At 36.8% G+C, this 15993-nt stretch carries 16 protein-coding genes; 1 reads left to right on the forward strand and 15 read right to left on the reverse strand.

Features of this window, described 5'->3' with window-relative positions:
- Positions 1 to 51 precede the first annotated feature (51 nt).
- From ispE to metG, 9 genes are all read right to left on the reverse strand, one after another.
- Positions 52 to 903, reverse strand: a complete 852-nt coding sequence (gene ispE, locus BN1066_RS00270) for a 4-(cytidine 5'-diphospho)-2-C-methyl-D-erythritol kinase (protein ID WP_077317503.1) — start codon at positions 901 to 903, stop codon at positions 52 to 54.
- Positions 904 to 1131: 228 nt separating this feature from the next.
- Positions 1132 to 1311 (reverse strand): small, acid-soluble spore protein, alpha/beta type, encoded by a 180-nt coding sequence (locus BN1066_RS00275; protein ID WP_077317504.1) that lies wholly within the window; start codon positions 1309 to 1311, stop codon positions 1132 to 1134.
- Positions 1312 to 1486: 175 nt separating this feature from the next.
- Positions 1487 to 1753, reverse strand: coding sequence for a biofilm formation stimulator Veg (gene veg / locus BN1066_RS00280; RefSeq protein WP_077317505.1), 267 nt, complete (start codon positions 1751 to 1753; stop codon positions 1487 to 1489).
- A gap of 416 nt (positions 1754 to 2169) precedes the next feature.
- Positions 2170 to 3051 carry a sporulation peptidase YabG gene (gene yabG, locus BN1066_RS00285; protein WP_077317506.1) on the reverse strand — a complete coding sequence of 294 codons (882 nt, stop codon included), beginning with the start codon at positions 3049 to 3051 and terminating at the stop codon, positions 2170 to 2172.
- Between the two features lie 320 nt (positions 3052 to 3371).
- Positions 3372 to 4256 (reverse strand): 16S rRNA (adenine(1518)-N(6)/adenine(1519)-N(6))-dimethyltransferase RsmA, encoded by an 885-nt coding sequence (gene rsmA / locus BN1066_RS00290; protein WP_077317507.1) that lies wholly within the window; start codon positions 4254 to 4256, stop codon positions 3372 to 3374.
- A gap of 2 nt (positions 4257 to 4258) precedes the next feature.
- Entirely contained in the window at positions 4259 to 4819 is a 561-nt protein-coding gene (rnmV, locus tag BN1066_RS00295; RefSeq protein ID WP_077317508.1) for a ribonuclease M5, read from the reverse strand.
- 216 nt (positions 4820 to 5035) lie between these two features.
- On the reverse strand, positions 5036 to 6283 hold the full coding sequence (locus tag BN1066_RS00300) for a resuscitation-promoting factor (RefSeq protein ID WP_077317509.1): 1248 nt from the start codon (positions 6281 to 6283) through the stop codon (positions 5036 to 5038).
- A 269-nt stretch (positions 6284 to 6552) separates the two neighbouring features.
- On the reverse strand, positions 6553 to 7323 hold the full coding sequence (locus BN1066_RS00305; protein ID WP_077317510.1) for a TatD family hydrolase: 771 nt from the start codon (positions 7321 to 7323) through the stop codon (positions 6553 to 6555).
- A gap of 823 nt (positions 7324 to 8146) precedes the next feature.
- A complete protein-coding gene (gene metG, locus BN1066_RS00310) occupies positions 8147 to 10123 on the reverse strand; it encodes a methionine--tRNA ligase (protein ID WP_342745582.1) in 1977 nt (658 codons plus the stop codon).
- A 795-nt stretch (positions 10124 to 10918) separates the two neighbouring features.
- On the opposite strand from metG, the gene BN1066_RS00315 reads away from it, so the two are divergent.
- Positions 10919 to 11197 (forward strand): transition state genes transcriptional regulator AbrB, encoded by a 279-nt coding sequence (locus BN1066_RS00315; protein ID WP_077317512.1) that lies wholly within the window; start codon positions 10919 to 10921, stop codon positions 11195 to 11197.
- A gap of 355 nt (positions 11198 to 11552) precedes the next feature.
- On the opposite strand, the gene rsmI is transcribed toward BN1066_RS00315, so the two are convergent.
- The 6 genes from rsmI to holB all read right to left on the reverse strand — a co-directional run bounded on the left by rsmI (position 11553) and on the right by holB (position 15769).
- A complete protein-coding gene (gene rsmI / locus BN1066_RS00320) occupies positions 11553 to 12422 on the reverse strand; it encodes a 16S rRNA (cytidine(1402)-2'-O)-methyltransferase (protein WP_077317513.1) in 870 nt (289 codons plus the stop codon).
- On the reverse strand, positions 12400 to 12690 hold the full coding sequence (locus BN1066_RS00325; protein WP_077317514.1) for a GIY-YIG nuclease family protein: 291 nt from the start codon (positions 12688 to 12690) through the stop codon (positions 12400 to 12402). The genes rsmI and BN1066_RS00325 overlap by 23 nt, the downstream gene beginning before the upstream one ends.
- On the reverse strand, positions 12680 to 13423 hold the full coding sequence (locus tag BN1066_RS00330; RefSeq protein ID WP_077317515.1) for a tRNA1(Val) (adenine(37)-N6)-methyltransferase: 744 nt from the start codon (positions 13421 to 13423) through the stop codon (positions 12680 to 12682). The genes BN1066_RS00325 and BN1066_RS00330 overlap by 11 nt, the downstream gene beginning before the upstream one ends.
- 152 nt (positions 13424 to 13575) lie before the next feature.
- Complete coding sequence (gene yabA, locus BN1066_RS00335) at positions 13576 to 13896, reverse strand: DNA replication initiation control protein YabA (RefSeq protein ID WP_077317639.1); 321 nt, start codon at positions 13894 to 13896, stop codon at positions 13576 to 13578.
- Between the two features lie 52 nt (positions 13897 to 13948).
- The gene (locus BN1066_RS00340) at positions 13949 to 14773 is read right to left on the reverse strand and encodes a PSP1 domain-containing protein (protein ID WP_077317516.1); all 825 of its coding nucleotides are present in this window, start codon (positions 14771 to 14773) and stop codon (positions 13949 to 13951) included.
- Positions 14774 to 14779: 6 nt separating this feature from the next.
- Positions 14780 to 15769: a DNA polymerase III subunit delta' gene (gene holB / locus BN1066_RS00345; protein ID WP_077317517.1), complete on the reverse strand. Its 990-nt coding sequence runs from the start codon at positions 15767 to 15769 to the stop codon at positions 14780 to 14782.
- Positions 15770 to 15993 lie beyond the last annotated feature (224 nt).

The raw sequence follows: 15993 nt of genomic DNA on the forward strand, positions 1-15993 counted from the left end.
CCGAATGTTTCTTCTTAATATACCATTATTATACGCTTTTTACCAATATAATTATCCTAACAATCTTACATAGTATACTTCCTCACAAAAGCCTCGCATGCCGTTGTAAATTTTCCTCGCTTTCCTCTCATGCTCGACGAGGCCATATACCGTTGGACCACTGCCGCTCATTAACACAGCAGCTGCTCCAGCTTGTTTCAACACATGTTTAATTTGCTGTACTTCGGGATATTGTTTTATAGTTAAAGGCTCTAAGGCGTTACCTAAGCTTTGGCAGAGATTTTCAAAATTATTTTCTTTCAATGCTTTAATGACTTTAGCTGTTTGTGGGTGAACAATATCCCCCATTACAATCTGTTGGAAAATTGTTCTGGAGGATACCCCGATATCTGGTTTAGCTAAAACTACCCAGCAAGAAGGTGGTGAAGGAAGTGGTTCTACAATTTCACCACGCCCTTTAACGATTGCTGTTTGTCCACAAATACAAAACGGAACGTCTGTACCTAATGTTGCTCCTAATTTGAGCAGCTCTTCTTCGGAAATTTGCATCGACCATAGCCGATTTAGACCTTTTAAGACCGCCGCAGCGTCTGCACTTCCACCAGCAAGCCCTGCAGAAACGGGGATATTTTTTTCAATGGTAATATGCACTCCCTTATGTATCCCATAAGTTTGTTTAAATAAAGATGCAGCTTGATAAGCTAAATTTCGTTCATCGCTTGGGACATATCTACTTTCTAATGAAATTTCAATACGGTCTTCAGCTAATTCATTCAGTTTAATACGATCGGCTAAATCGATCGTTGTCATAATCATTTCTATATTATGGTAGCCATCGCTTCTTTTGCTTAAAACATCAAGTGATAAATTTATTTTAGCGGGTGCTTTTTCAAATATTGCCATCGCCCGTCACCTACTTGTTTTTAGATAATGAAATTGTAACATATTCCAATTTATCGAGCGACTGCAAAAGGAAAAGCATATACACCTATATGTTTTAAGCAACTGTACAATAAGGTTTAAAACGATTTTTCACGAGAGAGCGTCTTTCTCTACAATAAAAAATTTTTACACGCTTAAAATTACCTTACGGCAAAGTAATGGGTATATGTAAAGACAAGGCAAATCCGATTAGGATTTGCCTTGTTGCATACTTGCTTCGGCTTTTTCAATAGCTCGTTTCACCATATTTCCAGCATCACGTGCTTTTATGCCGCCCCAGCCTTCCCTTTGCACCGTGTCGTAAAATCCTAACTCTTTGGCAATTTCTTCTTTCAATTGGTCTGACATCATTCCACGTCGTCTAGCCATGAAAGAACAACCCCCTTTAACGTAATGAGTAATTACGACACTTTTAGTATGCGCATTTATTCCAATAACAAAACCGTTATATGTAAACAAAAAAGGAAACATTTAGGGGGGTGTTTAATAAATGTTAAAAGTATTCTGTTAATTAATTCTAAAACAAAAGCAGTAAACATATGGTCTACTGCTCTACAGCGGATGCAATGTTTCGATCGTCCATGAATTTAAGTTCCACTGTTTCGGTTAAAACGTCTGCATAGCTATATGAAACACGTTCGAATGCATTTTCTTCTTGGTCAAGCTCAACGATAAATACAGAAGGATAGGTTTCAGCCAGGATCCCGGACCGCTCAATTGTTTTTCTTCTACCACCATTCGCTTTAAGCTTTAACCGTTTCCCTACCTGACCTTCAAGACCTTGCTTAATTTCGATTAATGTTTTCGCCACTATACTCCACCTCACTGTAAATAAGCATACCACAAACTTGTACATCAGTCAAATGAAACTATATATTATATCAATATTATATTTTCATTGTCAATAATTTATTTCCCTAATTTCGTTTATTATTTGTATTTGTTAACTTTTTATGCACATTTTGCTTGGAAATCTTGACTAATGGAGAGAGATGCCTTTAACTTTTTCAATGTTATGGGAAATTATATCTCTTTCTACATGGTAAATATCTTTTTTTAGAAAAACTTGGCTTGTCGGTAAGTATTTAACGAAAGCTGTAGTTTTTCTTATACGATAAACTCTAAAATTTTATACTTTTCTATAGTATAAAATAACTTCGTCTAGGTTACATCCAAACGCCTGCGTTTTTGTTCTAACTTGTCCTTTTTAAAAAAGCAACCTCACCATTAAGGTAAGCTGCTTAAGTCTTGTTCTTCTTCTATATAGGGCAGACCTGTCCTTAGTAAGCCTTTTGTGTCCACACCTCCCACTCCTTTATTACCTGTTAGTGTATTGCGAATGGCATCCCATACACTTACCTTCTCCATAAAAGGGGTAAAAGCAATTTTAGCAACGATATATACAGGATCTAAGGCATGGATGTTTACGCGTAATGGAGAACTGGCAAAATTAGCCCCAGCGCGAATTAAGGATTCAAAATGCGATTGACATGCCCCGGCAAAAATAATTAACTGATCCAAATTTGGATTCATTTTTCTCGCTTCACGAACTGTCTCAACAAAATACTTCGAATTCCTATAAGCACGAATATCATGCTTTGGTCCTTTATTTTTAGAAAATGAATCATGACCAGTAATCACAATAATATCTGGATGAATTTTTGTTACCAGTTCCACAATCTGTACCGGCATTTCCCGTTCATGTAGGTGCACACCATGTACCTGAAGACCAATCCGGTTGTATAGTTCAATACATTTTTTTAAATACGTCTGATCGCCATCTACATGTAAAACCTTTGCTGGGAGTTGAAAAAATGACGCTTCATGCGTAAAGCCATCCGTTGCTTGATAATTGCGTTTTTCCTTCATCAAATGATAGTCTTGACGAAACAGGCGATAAGAGAATTCTTCCTTTTCTTTTCCTTTCTGTCTGCGCTTTTGTAATTCTCGTTCTTGAACTGATCTTAAATCAGATATCGGCGCATCTGCTTTGAGGCGAATATCTTCGCCAACTAAATCTGCATACTCATCTTTTACAGACGAAATCCGAAACAATACATCATGATTATAAGAATATCTTGTTACTAAATCTCCTTTTGTAAAGCTCATTCTCCACCTCACAGCCTTCCTTGCCCAAACGTTTAATATATCTTATGAATTGCCCAAAAAACTGTGCGTCTGACATAAGTGCATCTGCTTTATTATTGGACTGATTTTTTAAAGGTGGGTATAAATTGAACATTACTCAAAAATCGTTTTTCTCTACGAAAAAGTAATCAAAGGTTAAGATCGTTACGTCCTTTACAAAGATTGAACATTTTTAGCCATAAAAATGCTCCTCTCATAAAATAAATCCCCCCTAAAAAGCAAATATAGCCTGCCAGGGGGGATTAGGGTAGATCAAGGGAGTGAATCCTATGTCCATAACATCACTCAGATATTGTACGATAAAACGCATTTGCCGCAGCAGCAAATTCTTCTATACTTAATGATTCTCCTCGTCTTGTTCCATCTATACCAACTTGATTAAGAATCGACGTAATTTCATCTTTTATTAAATTAGCTCTAAAAAAGTTTGCTAAATTATTTCGTAATGTTTTCCTTCGTTGCGCGAAACAAGCCTGAATGAACGAAAAAAAGTACGCTTCATTATCTACTTCAACAGGCGGGACTTTACGCGTAACTAATTTTAAAATGCTTGAATCTACATTTGGTTGAGGCATAAACACACTCTTTGGGACATGCATCACTACTTCTGCCTCTGTATAATATTGAACGGCAAGTGATAACGATCCATAACTTTTACTATTGGGACGTGCAGCCATACGGTCTGCTACTTCTTTCTGAATCATTACGGTAAAACTTTCTATAGGTAATCGATCTTTTAACAGCTTCATTAAAATAGGTGTTGTTATATAATAAGGCAAATTAGCAACAAGCTGAACGGTTTCTTCAGCTGGGAAATGAGCAGCAATCAGTTCTTTAACATCGGCTTTTAAAATATCTTGATGGACGATTTCAATATTGTTATATGGTCTAAGTGTATCAGCTAATACTGGTAATAGACGCTGATCAATTTCAAACGCTAGCACCTTCTTCGCATGTATAGCCAATTGCTCCGTTAATGCCCCGATTCCCGGCCCTATTTCAATAACCCCTACATCCTTAGTGATTCCTGCATGGCGAATAATATTTTCTAAAATATTACTGTCCACTAAAAAATTTTGCCCCAAACTTTTCTTGAAAGAGAAATTATATTTATTCAATATTTCCTTTGTACGAGACGGGGTAGCAATATATTTATGGACTGTCATCCTCATTCATCCTCCTGCATGATTTGCATCAGCGCTTGTTCTAATTCATCTTTACTAATTTTAAACATCGTTAATCGTTTTATTAGCTGTTTTCCATTGGTATGACCAATGTGTAATATTTCCCCAAGTCGCTTCCGTTTTTGTGCAGCTTCCATGCCGCCAATTAATCCATAATCGATTAGATCCGCCTTTGTTATATTACTTGTAAACGTTTCTTGCAGTTCATATACAGACGCTAATGCTCGCTGGATCGCTTGAATGGAGGCATGTTCAATTCCTAAGCTTTTATTTTTCGAGTGCTTTGCTTTTGCTTGATCACGTGTCAAAAACGCATGCTTACAACCAGGAACAGCTTGATCTATAATATGACGAATACGTTCTCCAGGATAATCTGGATCGGTAAAAATAATAATTCCCCGCTTTTGCTTTGCATGTTGAATTTGCTTTAGAATGGATGGATTGATCGCAGAACCATTTGTCTCAATTGTATCAGCGTCTACTGCTTGCAGAACCTTTGCTGTATCATCTTTTCCTTCTACGACAATCACTTCTTTTACTTTCACACTCGTCCCTCTTCCTACATATCTTCATCTTTGTTTCTTAGTATAACCATTATATCCTAGCACGCTTTGTTTTATGATTCTATTCGAATGTCGCTCATTACAGGTAAAATAACTTAGGATTCATCCTAAAGTCCAATAGCGAGGCCTTACGGAACCTCAGAGGCTGGATAAAACAAATCATGCTCTTATCACTATAACATGATAAGAGCATGATGATTAATTTAAAATTTTTACAGTTACGGTTTTAACTCCCCAACTATATGCAGCCTGTTTAGAAGGCACATGTACATCAATCCGGTTTCCAACAATGTGTCCTCCTGTATCCGAAGCAATAGCCTCGCCATAACCCTCAACCCGAACTTTTGAGCCTAATGGAATAACACTTGGATCAACAGCGATAACCTTCATATTTGGGTTTGCTTTTAGATTAATCCCTGTCGCTGTTAGACCTGAACAACCATTACAGGTAGAGGTATATGCGCTTGCTGTCATAGTAAACGTTTTTCCCGTATCAGTATTAGTTTCACTCGAGGAAGCATCGTTATTATCAGAAGTTGGCTTCTTATTCGATAACGTTACTAGGTTTTGTTCCTGCTTTGGCTCCTTTGCACCAATTGCAACAACTCGATTTTTACTTTCTTCAATAATTTCCTCATTGATAAGTTCTCTACTTACTTCTTTGCCATTTTCTTTAATAATTTCATAAACCTTTTTAACCTTACCGTCTTTTCCTTCCGACAAGACTCTTGTTTCACCTTGTGCTAAACTGCTGTCCTCTTTTTTTTCGGTTGAAAATGCCAGTTTTTCCATGACACTATCTTTTTCTTTTTCCACACGGACAACTGTAACGGTCATATTTTCCATAACCTTTTCATCTAATGCAGGCTTTACTTTGTCAGCGCTGTCTTTTGCATATTCTACCTTTGCTTTTTCCAGCAAGTCTGCCACCGTACCGCCTGTGGTCCAAATACGTTTTTCTTTCCCACCATCATTAATTGTAATCTGGAATGCCTGATTTACTGTTATATGCAATCCATCTTCAATGGCGTCGCCTTTGGTATAAGATACATCGTCTTGTTCTTGAAAAGAAAGTTTATTCTCTTTTAAAAATTCATCTATCGTAGCTGCCGTTGTATAATATTCTTTTTGTTCTCCGTCAATAGTCACGAACACTTGCTTTGCTTTGATGTAATTGATTTCCATTCCGTTTTTAATGGAATCATCTATGTTGTGGGATAAGTGATCATGCTCTCCGACGTTAATATCTAAATCAGCTAGTAATTCCCCTATGGTGTTTTTATGCGTTTTTACTGTTTTCTCTTTTCCGTCTTCTATGAATACGACTTCTGCTTTGGTCGCCTCAAATAAAGTGAATCCAGAAAGTAAAACAAGCGCTAAAACACCGACACACGAAATTACTAACTTTAATGTCGACGCCGGCATTAGCTTTGAAAACATTCGCATGCTTCAGCCTCCCTCTTAATGCATTTTGATTATAGTAACAGTTATATGCAAAGTCAAAGTAATTCCAATTACGTTTGTATTACATTTCGGTTACACGCGAAAAATAATCGCTTTTTATTTTTTCTGAAATCCCTTGTAACAATTGATACATATGGGATTAACCAGCTATTAAAAAGCTAAGAAAAAAAGAAGGAAAGCAATGAAGCAATCCTTCTTTTTTCCGTGTTTTTCCTATTTTTTCACAAATTGTTTTACTTTTATTACAACCCTCATATATTCAAACGAAAGAGAGAAATGGCATTTCTTGTCGTGGCTTCACTAATTTCTTCCAAAGTCATGCCCCTAAGTTCTGCTATTTTCTTTGCTACTAATTTTACATATGCTGGTTCATTTCTTTTTCCCCGATATGGATGTGGAGCTAAAAACGGTGCATCAGTTTCAATTAATAATCTGTCCAGAGGTACTTGAACAGCAACCTCTTTTGGTAGTGTAGCATTTTTAAATGTAACGGGTCCACCTAGAGAAATATAAAAGTTCATATCTAAACAGGTCTGTACATAATCAGCAGAATCATTATAGCAATGCATAATCCCCCCTACGGATGCTGCATCCTCTTCTTTAAGAACCTCAATAATATCTTCTGTTGCCTCCCGATTGTGAATAATGATCGGCATGTTCAGCTTTTTAGCTAAACGTATCTGTTTACGAAAAACTTCTATTTGTACATCTTTCGGTGACTTATCCCAATGATAATCTAGTCCCATTTCTCCAATAGCCACCACTTTAGGATGGGCGGAGAGCTCCTCTATCCACTCTAATTCACGATCTGTCATATCGATCGCATCAACCGGATGCCAACCGACTGCAGCATAAATGGTCTTATGTTGTTCAGCGATTTCTATCGCCAAAGGAATCGTCTCGCGATCAAAACCGACGACAACCATATATTTTACTCCTGCTGCAAGCGCTCGTTTAATCGTTTCATCACGGTCTTCAAAAAAATCTCTAGCATTTAAATGCACATGGGAATCAAATAACAATTTCTTCACTCCTTTAAGAGGTTGTTCAAAAAGCCCAATAAAATGACTCGACGAATTATTTCACACATTAAAATGTATAAAATTTTAAAATCCAATGTAGTGAAAATGTAACCTCTTGTTTATGGACCGTATTTTCCTCGCTTCTAACAGTATTTATAACCTGAACATCGTGAGAAAAACAGCTCTGACCCTGATTCGTTTGGATGGACTGTACAAGGAAAGCTTCTTGATTAAACATCGCGGCTTTTTTCAAGGACAAGAATAGCAAAAAGCTTCATCAACGATACATCATACGAAGAAAAAGCGGTTTTCTTTTTTCCCAGAAAAGACGTTACATTTTTAACCTTTGTTCCACTTCAAGGAGAAAAATACTCCTTGTATAAAAGTTTCATTGTCTCGTTAGAAGTTTCCAGTTTTTACCCAATAACCAAACGCCTGCTCTTTTATATCTAGTTTATACCCTCGAAACATAGTGAACCACGCTGGACAGGACGCAGCCGTATCAGCATTGTAAAACGTCGACAGTAATACTATAACTTTTCTCCGAACGCCTGAGATCATAGCCGACCTTGGTCCTTTTTAACCTCTTTTTTTGAACTGAACCACAAATTAGACGAAGCAGGATGGCATTTAGGAAAAGACCAAGCTTTATCCCGTATGTAAGGTGCCGTAAGACTCCGACTTCGAGCCTGAGTTGATACAAAGGGTCAAAGTGGGAGAAAACGGCATCTAAATGCCCGATTGGTTCATCTAACATTTCTTGGGAAAAGCATTCCAAGAAATGAAGTTTCACTTTATTAGCATTGGTCTTTTTTCACCTATATTATTTTACAACCGATCCATTTGGAAGAGATGATTCTACAGTAGCTAATACAAGCTTGCCTGCTTTATCTTCACCAGAAAGAATCATGCCTTCTGATTTTTCTCCACGTAATTTAACCGGCTTTAAGTTTGTTACACAAATAACTTTCTTTCCTACTAATTCAGCAGGCTGATAGTGTTTAGCAATACCTGAGACAACTTGACGTTTTTCATTACCTAAATCCAGTTGGAGTTTTAATAGCTTGTCTGCATTTTTTATAGGCTCTGCTTTTAATACTTCAGCAACACGCATATCTAATTTCATAAAATCATCAAACACTATTTCTTCTTTTGCCTCTGCTGATTTTTTTACCTGTTTTTTCGGTTCTTGAGTATTTTGCATCATCGCTTTAATTGCCTGTACTTCTTTTTCTACATCTAGCCGTGGAAAGATCGGCTTGCCTTTTTGTACCTTGACTCCTGCTTTAATTTGCCCTTCTTTATATAGGCTGTCCCATTGTTTCAGTTCTTCGTCCGTAATATTTAACTGACGGAAAATTTCCGCAGGCGCATCTGTAAGAAATGGCTGCAGCATAACAGCAATCTTACGTAAAAATTCAGCAAGATGAGCCATGACATTCCCTAGACGGTTCTGATTGGTCTCGTCTTTTGCTAATACCCAAGGCTCTGTTTCATCAATGTACTTATTTGTCCGGCTAATTAATTGCCAAATAGAAGCCAGCGCCACAGAGAATTGCATTGCTTCCATTGCTTGCTCTACTTTTTTCACTGTTTCTTTACCAAATGCTTCTAGAGCTGTATCAATATCTGTCTCAGAAGCTTGGTAAGCTGGCATTTCACCAGCAAAATATTTGTTAATCATCGCAACAGTACGATTAAGCAAATTGCCTAAATCATTCGCTAAATCATAATTAGTTCGTTCAACAAATCCCTCCGGTGTAAAAACTCCATCAGAGCCAAATGGCACTTCGCGCAGTAAATAATAACGAAGTGCATCTAAGCCATAACGATCGATCAACTTAACCGGATCGATGACATTGCCTTTTGATTTAGACATTTTTCCATCTTTCATTAAAATCCAGCCATGGGCAAATACCTTCTTCGGTAGAGGCAGATCTAAAGCCATTAGCATAATCGGCCAATAAATGGTATGAAATCTAACAATTTCCTTACTCATTAAATGAACATCAGCTGGCCAATATTTCTGAAATTTAGAATTATTGTCAGTACCATACCCTAAAGCAGTTATGTAGTTGGTCAATGCATCAATCCATACGTAAATAACATGCTTTGGATCTCCGGGTACTTTAATCCCCCAATCAAAGGTTGTTCTAGAAACTGCTAAGTCCTCTAATCCAGGTTTAATAAAATTATTTAACATTTCATTTTTGCGGCTTTCGGGCTGAATGAAATTTGGATTTTCGTCGTAGTATTGAATAAGCCGATCGACATATTTACTCATCTTAAAGAAATAAGATTCTTCTTTTACCTTCTCTACTGGACCTCCACAATCTGGACAATGTCCATCTTCTAATTGTCGCTCCGTAAAAAATGATTCACAAGACGTGCAATACCAGCCCTCATACTCGTCTAAGTAAATGTCACCTTGTTTAACAAGTTGATCAAAGATTTTGGCAACGATTTTTTTATGACGTTCTTCCGTTGTACGTATAAAATCATCATTTGTTATTTTTAATTTTTTCCATAATTTTTGAATACCGGCTACAATATTATCTACATATTCTTGTGGGGTAACCCCGCTTTCTGTAGCCTTCTTTTGAATCTTTTGTCCATGTTCGTCCGTCCCTGTCAAATACATGACATCAAACCCGCGCATCCGCTTATATCGTGCAACAGCATCTCCTGCTACTGTTGAATATGCATGACCAATATGCAATTTTCCACTAGGGTAATAAATCGGTGTCGTTATATAAAATGTTTTCTTATCGTGTACCATAACCCCTACCTCCTTGTACATCAACCTACATCCTTTTCTAAACTATTACTATTGTAGCTTTTCTCATGCTATTTGCCAAATAGTGTGTAGAAAAAATTTTCCGTAGAAATGAACAAAAGCTAAAAGCGCTCGATGCACCAACTAGACCTTCTAAACGAGATTAAAGTGAATCTTCATTTCTCGGAACGATTTTTTCCAATAAATGTTAAATGAACCAATCGGGCATCCTTCTCACCTAACGTATAAAGATAAATTGACCAGCACCATTAAAATTAAATCAAATTGGTATAGCCAAATTACAAAATACCGGGGGGTTAAAAAACATAGAGAATTGTATTTGCTAAAGTTTATAGAAACAAATAATTGACTTTCCCTTTGCTTAGACATTAGCATTTTTACAATACACAAATACAATACTAAAAATGGTAACCCTTGGAATAAAATCGTCGGGATTTTCGGCAAATATGCTCCATTAATTACCTTTTAGATTTCACCCGAAAGCGTTAGGAATGAATATGGTAAAAATTTGTCGAATAAACTTCCAATTTTTATACTATAATCATCGCGTTCTCTCCTTCACTAGTATTGACAAAGAACACCTGAAACAGACCTTAAATAAAGGGATATCGACCATGGTCAAATTATTTAATTTTCTGGTAAATAATTATTGACAGAAAAAAGAAACACTGGTATTCTATTGCATAGAAACCTGTCGAAATATGACGATTTTTCTAGTTACTAAATTTATTGGAGAACGCTGACACTTACAATAATAAGTATAGTCACGTTGTTCCTACCGTAGGGGGGAAAAGTAATTTGAAGTCCACCGGAATTGTCCGTAAAGTTGATGAACTTGGCCGTGTAGTAATCCCAATGGAACTTCGACGTACACTGGAGATCCAAGAAAAGGATGCTATGGAGATTTACGTTGAAAATGACAAAATTATTCTCAAAAAGTATAAGCCTAACATGACTTGTCACCTTACAGGAGAAGTATCTGATGATAACTTGTCCTTGGCAAACGGTAAACTAGTTCTCAGCCCAGAAGGTGCAAAACAATTAGTTAAAGAAATAGAATCGAGATTAAACAATTAATTGTACAAAGAAGTGTGCGCCCATTTCAGTCGCTTTGTACCTGTGCCTGTACCCGTATTTCTATACGCTAAAAAATAAAAAGTTTACAATTACAAAACTTTTTATTTTTCTAGATTGATCATGGCATCAAGGTTGATTTTCCCTTACATGGGCGCAAAAAAATACTATACTACCTTTACGTTATCAAAAAGGTCGGATGCATGCATATTGCACGTCAGACCTTTTTTTGCTGTCCATTTATCCCACATCTTACTGCCAATAAATGCCCCATTGATTCAAGAGCCTTTAGGTCATACCCTTGCAGTCTAACCATGAGTGGAGATGAAAGAAAATCCCCACTCATGGAAGTTTCACTTTATTCATTCATATGGTATTTCTGATATACTTCGCGTTTTGGCAGTTGCCTTTCTTTTGCTACAAGCTTAATAGCTTCCTTGCTAGACATACCGTTCGTTCTGCGATAATAGTCAATATGTTCTTCAATGCTCAAACGACTCCACCATAAACTATTTTGCTGAGAAGCTTGTAATGCGCCCTCCACTACGATACAGCATTCCCCTTTAATCTCATGATTGCTTACATATGTGAGCACTTCTTCCAATGTACCACGAAGATATTCTTCAAATCGCTTTGTTAATTCTCTTGCAAGCGTCGCTTTGCGATTCCCTAACACTTCTTGCAAGGCTTTTAAGGTGTCTTTTAAACGGTATGGCGATTCATAAAATAATAATGTCGCCTGTATCGAAGCTAATCGATCTAATTCAGCTTCTTTTTCCTTTTTCTTACGTGGTAAAAAACCATAAAAATAAAACTCTTTAGCTGAAAGACCGGAACCTACTAATGCACATAAAGCAGCATTTGCCCCTGGTAAAACTACGACAGAAATATCCTTGGCAACAGCTGCCCGAACCAATTCCTGACCTGGATCGGAAATAACCGGCATTCCGGCATCACTTACCAGTGCAATCGATTCTCCATTTTTCACTCTCATTATTAATTGATCTTCTCGGGCTAATTTATTATGTTCATGATAACTAATTAGCGGTGTAGCTATATCAAAATGCCGCAATAAATTTTTCGTGTTTCTCGTATCCTCAGCAGCAATCACAGACACCGATGTCAAAATAGATAATGCTCGGTAGGTAATATCCTCTAAATTACCAATCGGCGTAGGAACAACGTAAACCGCAGCTTCTTTTTGCTCAAAACTTTTCTGTAATTTCATAACTCACCACTTCTTTCAGTCTATCCCGAATAAGTTGTAATTTCCCTTTCCTTGTAAGCTGTTTAATTTCATATTCTTTTTTCATTGCCTGCACTTTAGTAGGAAATTGTTCTACATAAACAACCCGAAAAGGTCCTCTCCCGCGTGTATATTTTGCTCCCTTTCCTTCCTGATGCATTTTTAGTCGATGCTCTAAATTGTTTGTATAGCCTGTGTAAAGTGATCGGTCCTTACATAGTAAGATATATACGATATGTTTATGTTCCATAAATAATTTCCTTTGCTTCTTTTGTATAATCTCCAGCTTCATTATAAATATATAAAGGAGGCAATATCTTTAGATCAGCTTTACCATCTCTTGTACCTTCTATTAAGAGCATATTAGCTTCACGTCCTTGTTTTGAATAAACAAGCTGTAAGCGTTTAGGCTCCAGTTTGTATTTACGAAATAAGCTAATAATATCTACAAGTCTACCCGGTCTGTGCACCATAGATACTTTTCCACCAGGTCGAACATATAATTTACAGGCTTTAACCACATCTTCTAATGTACAATAAACCTCATGTCTAGCAATAGTAAGATACGGATTTTCATTATGTTCTGATTGCAGTGGTGTAGGAAAATATGGTGGGTTACAAGTAACTGCATCAAAGCTGCTTTGTCCAAGAATTGGCTGTAGTTTTTTTAGATCCTCATGTATCATGTCTATTTGTTCAGTTAAACGATTGAGCTTCACATTTCTTACAGCCATATCATATATTCTCTCTTGTAATTCCACACCAGTGATCTTTGCTTTCGTTTTTCTCGATAATAATAGCGGAATAACTCCATTTCCTGTACATAAATCAAGTATCTTTCCTCTTTTTATCGGTACATACGCAAAGTTAGCCAACAAAACAGCATCTAAAGAAAAAGAAAAAACCTCTGGGCTTTGAATTATTTTCATCCGTTCTTCTGCTAATAAATAATCTAACCGTTCGTTGTCATATATTTCAACCATATAAGTATCCTTTCTTTATTTTTTCTTGTACCAAAAATAAAGGAGAACTATTTATGATTATACTATTCCAGTTTTTTACAATGTAATAAAGGCTGCCCCAAAATGAAAGCAGCCATACACCCGTCCCCTGCAAAAAAACAGGGAAGCTTATTTTATTTTGTCTTATTAAGAAAATCCAAACAAAAAATACAATCTTCATTGCGCCGTGGACTGCCAAATTCCAGATTGCAAATATGAAAACCTTCTTCGTAAAGACGAGCCAAGTTATCATAACCTTCACCTGGGAAACTTTTCCCTTGCTCCTTTTTTCTGTCATGATTATCCATATCTTTACCACCAGAATTTGTATGTTGTAAATGACTGCGAAGATTATGATTTTCCATTACTAGCCGATGATTTTCTTCTAACAAATCACTTAGCTTTCCTTTTAAATCTCCTAATTGCTCATATAACTCCCCTATTTGCTTTTCCATATCAGAAACCTGATCAAAAATCTGCCTGTTCTTCTTCACGCTACTCACCCCGTTATTCTGTGGCCTGCGCTAAAATTCCTTCATCAATTAATTCATCTAAAGTATATTCGATCACACGTTCCTTTTCAGGGATTTCGATTTGGATGAGTTGTTCTAAGATGTTTAAGCCGACTACCTTACCGTTTCCAAACGGGGTATTTATCTTCTCCCCGATATCTGGTAGTTCACGCTTAGCCGTCTCATAATCGTCATTTTCATATTTTAAACAACACATTAGCCTGCCACATAGACCAGAAATTTTAGCCGGATTTAATGATAGATTTTGATCTTTTGCCATTTTAATAGACACAGGTTCAAAATCTCCCAAAAAGGTAGAACAACACAGCATTCTGCCACAAGGCCCAATTCCACCTAGCATTTTTGCTTCATCACGCACACCAATTTGCCTTAATTCAATGCGCGTTTTAAACATGGCTGCAAGATCTTTTACTAAGTTTCTAAAATCCACTCTGCCGTCAGCTGTAAAATAAAAAATAATTTTATTACGGTCAAATGTATATTCTACTTCTACTAAATTCATTTCTAATCCATGTTCTTTTATTTTTTCTGTACAGGCAAGAAGGGCACTCTGTGACCTTTCTTGATTTTCGATAACTGCTAATTTATCTTTTTCCGTAGCAATACGAATTACCTTCTTTAAAGGTAAAACAACATCCTCTTCATCGACCTGTTTATTGGTAAGAACGACTTTGCCGAATTCGATTCCGCGAATCGTCTCTACGATAACATAATTATCTAAGGAAATCGTCTCTCCCCCTGGATCAAAATAATATATTTTACCCGCTTTTTTGAAGCGGACGCCAATTACTTCTATCATTCCCTATCACCTCTGCATTTGAAGTGTAAGCTGTTCCATCACTAAGGTCGGATGGACATTCTGCTTCAATTTTCGCTTTGCTTGTAAAACAGCCTGTAACATCGCAAGTAATTTTTCTTGCGAGAAAAGCCGAGCTGCTTTTTCTAGCAATTCATCAGAAGGGGCGAAAAACACCATCCCAGCTTCATGTTCTATATGGTAATAAAGAATATCTTTTATGGCAAAAAGCAAAAGATCCAACCCTTCTTCCTGCTCATTTCTCTCTTTGAAATGAGTCACCCAATACTGATGAATAAATAGGTATACATCTTCAGGATTGGTTAAAAGTACTTCTACTAATTGTATCACTAACCTTCTTGCTATGGCAAACGACTCATCATGACTTTTAGCAAGTGCCTCATCGAAATTATTCGTTAACGTACTCATTAACACCGCTGTACGTTGATCTAGCCCTTCTTTAACAAGCTGATTTTGAAATTCACCGGGATGTAGCGGTCGTAAATCAATTACCTGGCATCGGGAGCGAATCGTAGGAAGAATTGCCTGGCTGTTGTCGGTCAGCATAATTGCTGTAGTTTGTCTACTTGGCTCTTCCAGAAATTTCAAAATTCGGTTTGCCGCATTTACGGTCAATGTATCGGCACCTTTAATAATATATACCTTGCGATTGGATTCTAATCCAGAATACGTAAATTCTTTCTGCAAATTGCGAATTTGCTCTATTTTTATCGACTGACCATCCGGTTCAATCCAGTGCACATCCGGATGATTCCCAGAATCAATGCGTTTACATGCATTGCAATGGAGACATGGATCTGACACTGAATTATTTTCACAAAACAGCCCTTTCGCTATAAGTAAAGCAATGGCTTCTTTACCAGTACCTCGCTCACCTTGGAGTAAATACGCATGAGAAATTCGGTCTTTTTTTATACTATTTAAAATAATTCTACTTGCTAAGGGTTGAATTTTGGCAACCTCTGACCATGTTTCCATAAGTATCTCCTTCATTTGCTGTTTGAACATACTTGTTTCATAGTACTTTGTTTTCTATTAGGGATGAGCCTTACCAAGCTTTTATGGTGAAAGCTATCGTTTTCCTTATACTATAAATCCTAAAACTTTCCTATACTGTAATAAAAAATGCTCTTCGCTAATAATTCACGTCAACTATTGTCTTCGATTTGATGTTTATTTTTATACAAATCACTTCTCGATTT

It is taken from the genome of Virgibacillus proomii, from assembly GCF_900162615.1.
In the GTDB taxonomy this organism is placed as follows: domain Bacteria; phylum Bacillota; class Bacilli; order Bacillales; family Amphibacillaceae; genus Virgibacillus; species Virgibacillus proomii.

Coding starts and splice junctions, on each gene's coding strand:
- BN1066_RS00340 (WP_077317516.1), bottom strand. CDS start 14,773: ATGATAGAAGTAATTGGCGTCCGCTTCAAAAAAGCGGGTAAAATATAT.
- rsmI (WP_077317513.1), bottom strand. CDS start 12,422: ATGAAATTACAGAAAAGTTTTGAGCAAAAAGAAGCTGCGGTTTACGTT.
- BN1066_RS00275 (WP_077317504.1), bottom strand. CDS start 1,311: ATGGCTAGACGACGTGGAATGATGTCAGACCAATTGAAAGAAGAAATT.
- metG (WP_342745582.1), bottom strand. CDS start 10,123: ATGTACAAGGAGGTAGGGGTTATGGTACACGATAAGAAAACATTTTAT.
- rsmA (WP_077317507.1), bottom strand. CDS start 4,256: ATGACAGTCCATAAATATATTGCTACCCCGTCTCGTACAAAGGAAATA.
- yabA (WP_077317639.1), bottom strand. CDS start 13,896: ATGGAAAAGCAAATAGGGGAGTTATATGAGCAATTAGGAGATTTAAAA.
- BN1066_RS00330 (WP_077317515.1), bottom strand. CDS start 13,423: ATGGTTGAAATATATGACAACGAACGGTTAGATTATTTATTAGCAGAA.
- ispE (WP_077317503.1), bottom strand. CDS start 903: ATGGCAATATTTGAAAAAGCACCCGCTAAAATAAATTTATCACTTGAT.
- BN1066_RS00300 (WP_077317509.1), bottom strand. CDS start 6,283: ATGCGAATGTTTTCAAAGCTAATGCCGGCGTCGACATTAAAGTTAGTA.
- BN1066_RS00325 (WP_077317514.1), bottom strand. CDS start 12,690: ATGGAACATAAACATATCGTATATATCTTACTATGTAAGGACCGATCA.
- holB (WP_077317517.1), bottom strand. CDS start 15,769: ATGGAAACATGGTCAGAGGTTGCCAAAATTCAACCCTTAGCAAGTAGA.
- yabG (WP_077317506.1), bottom strand. CDS start 3,051: ATGAGCTTTACAAAAGGAGATTTAGTAACAAGATATTCTTATAATCAT.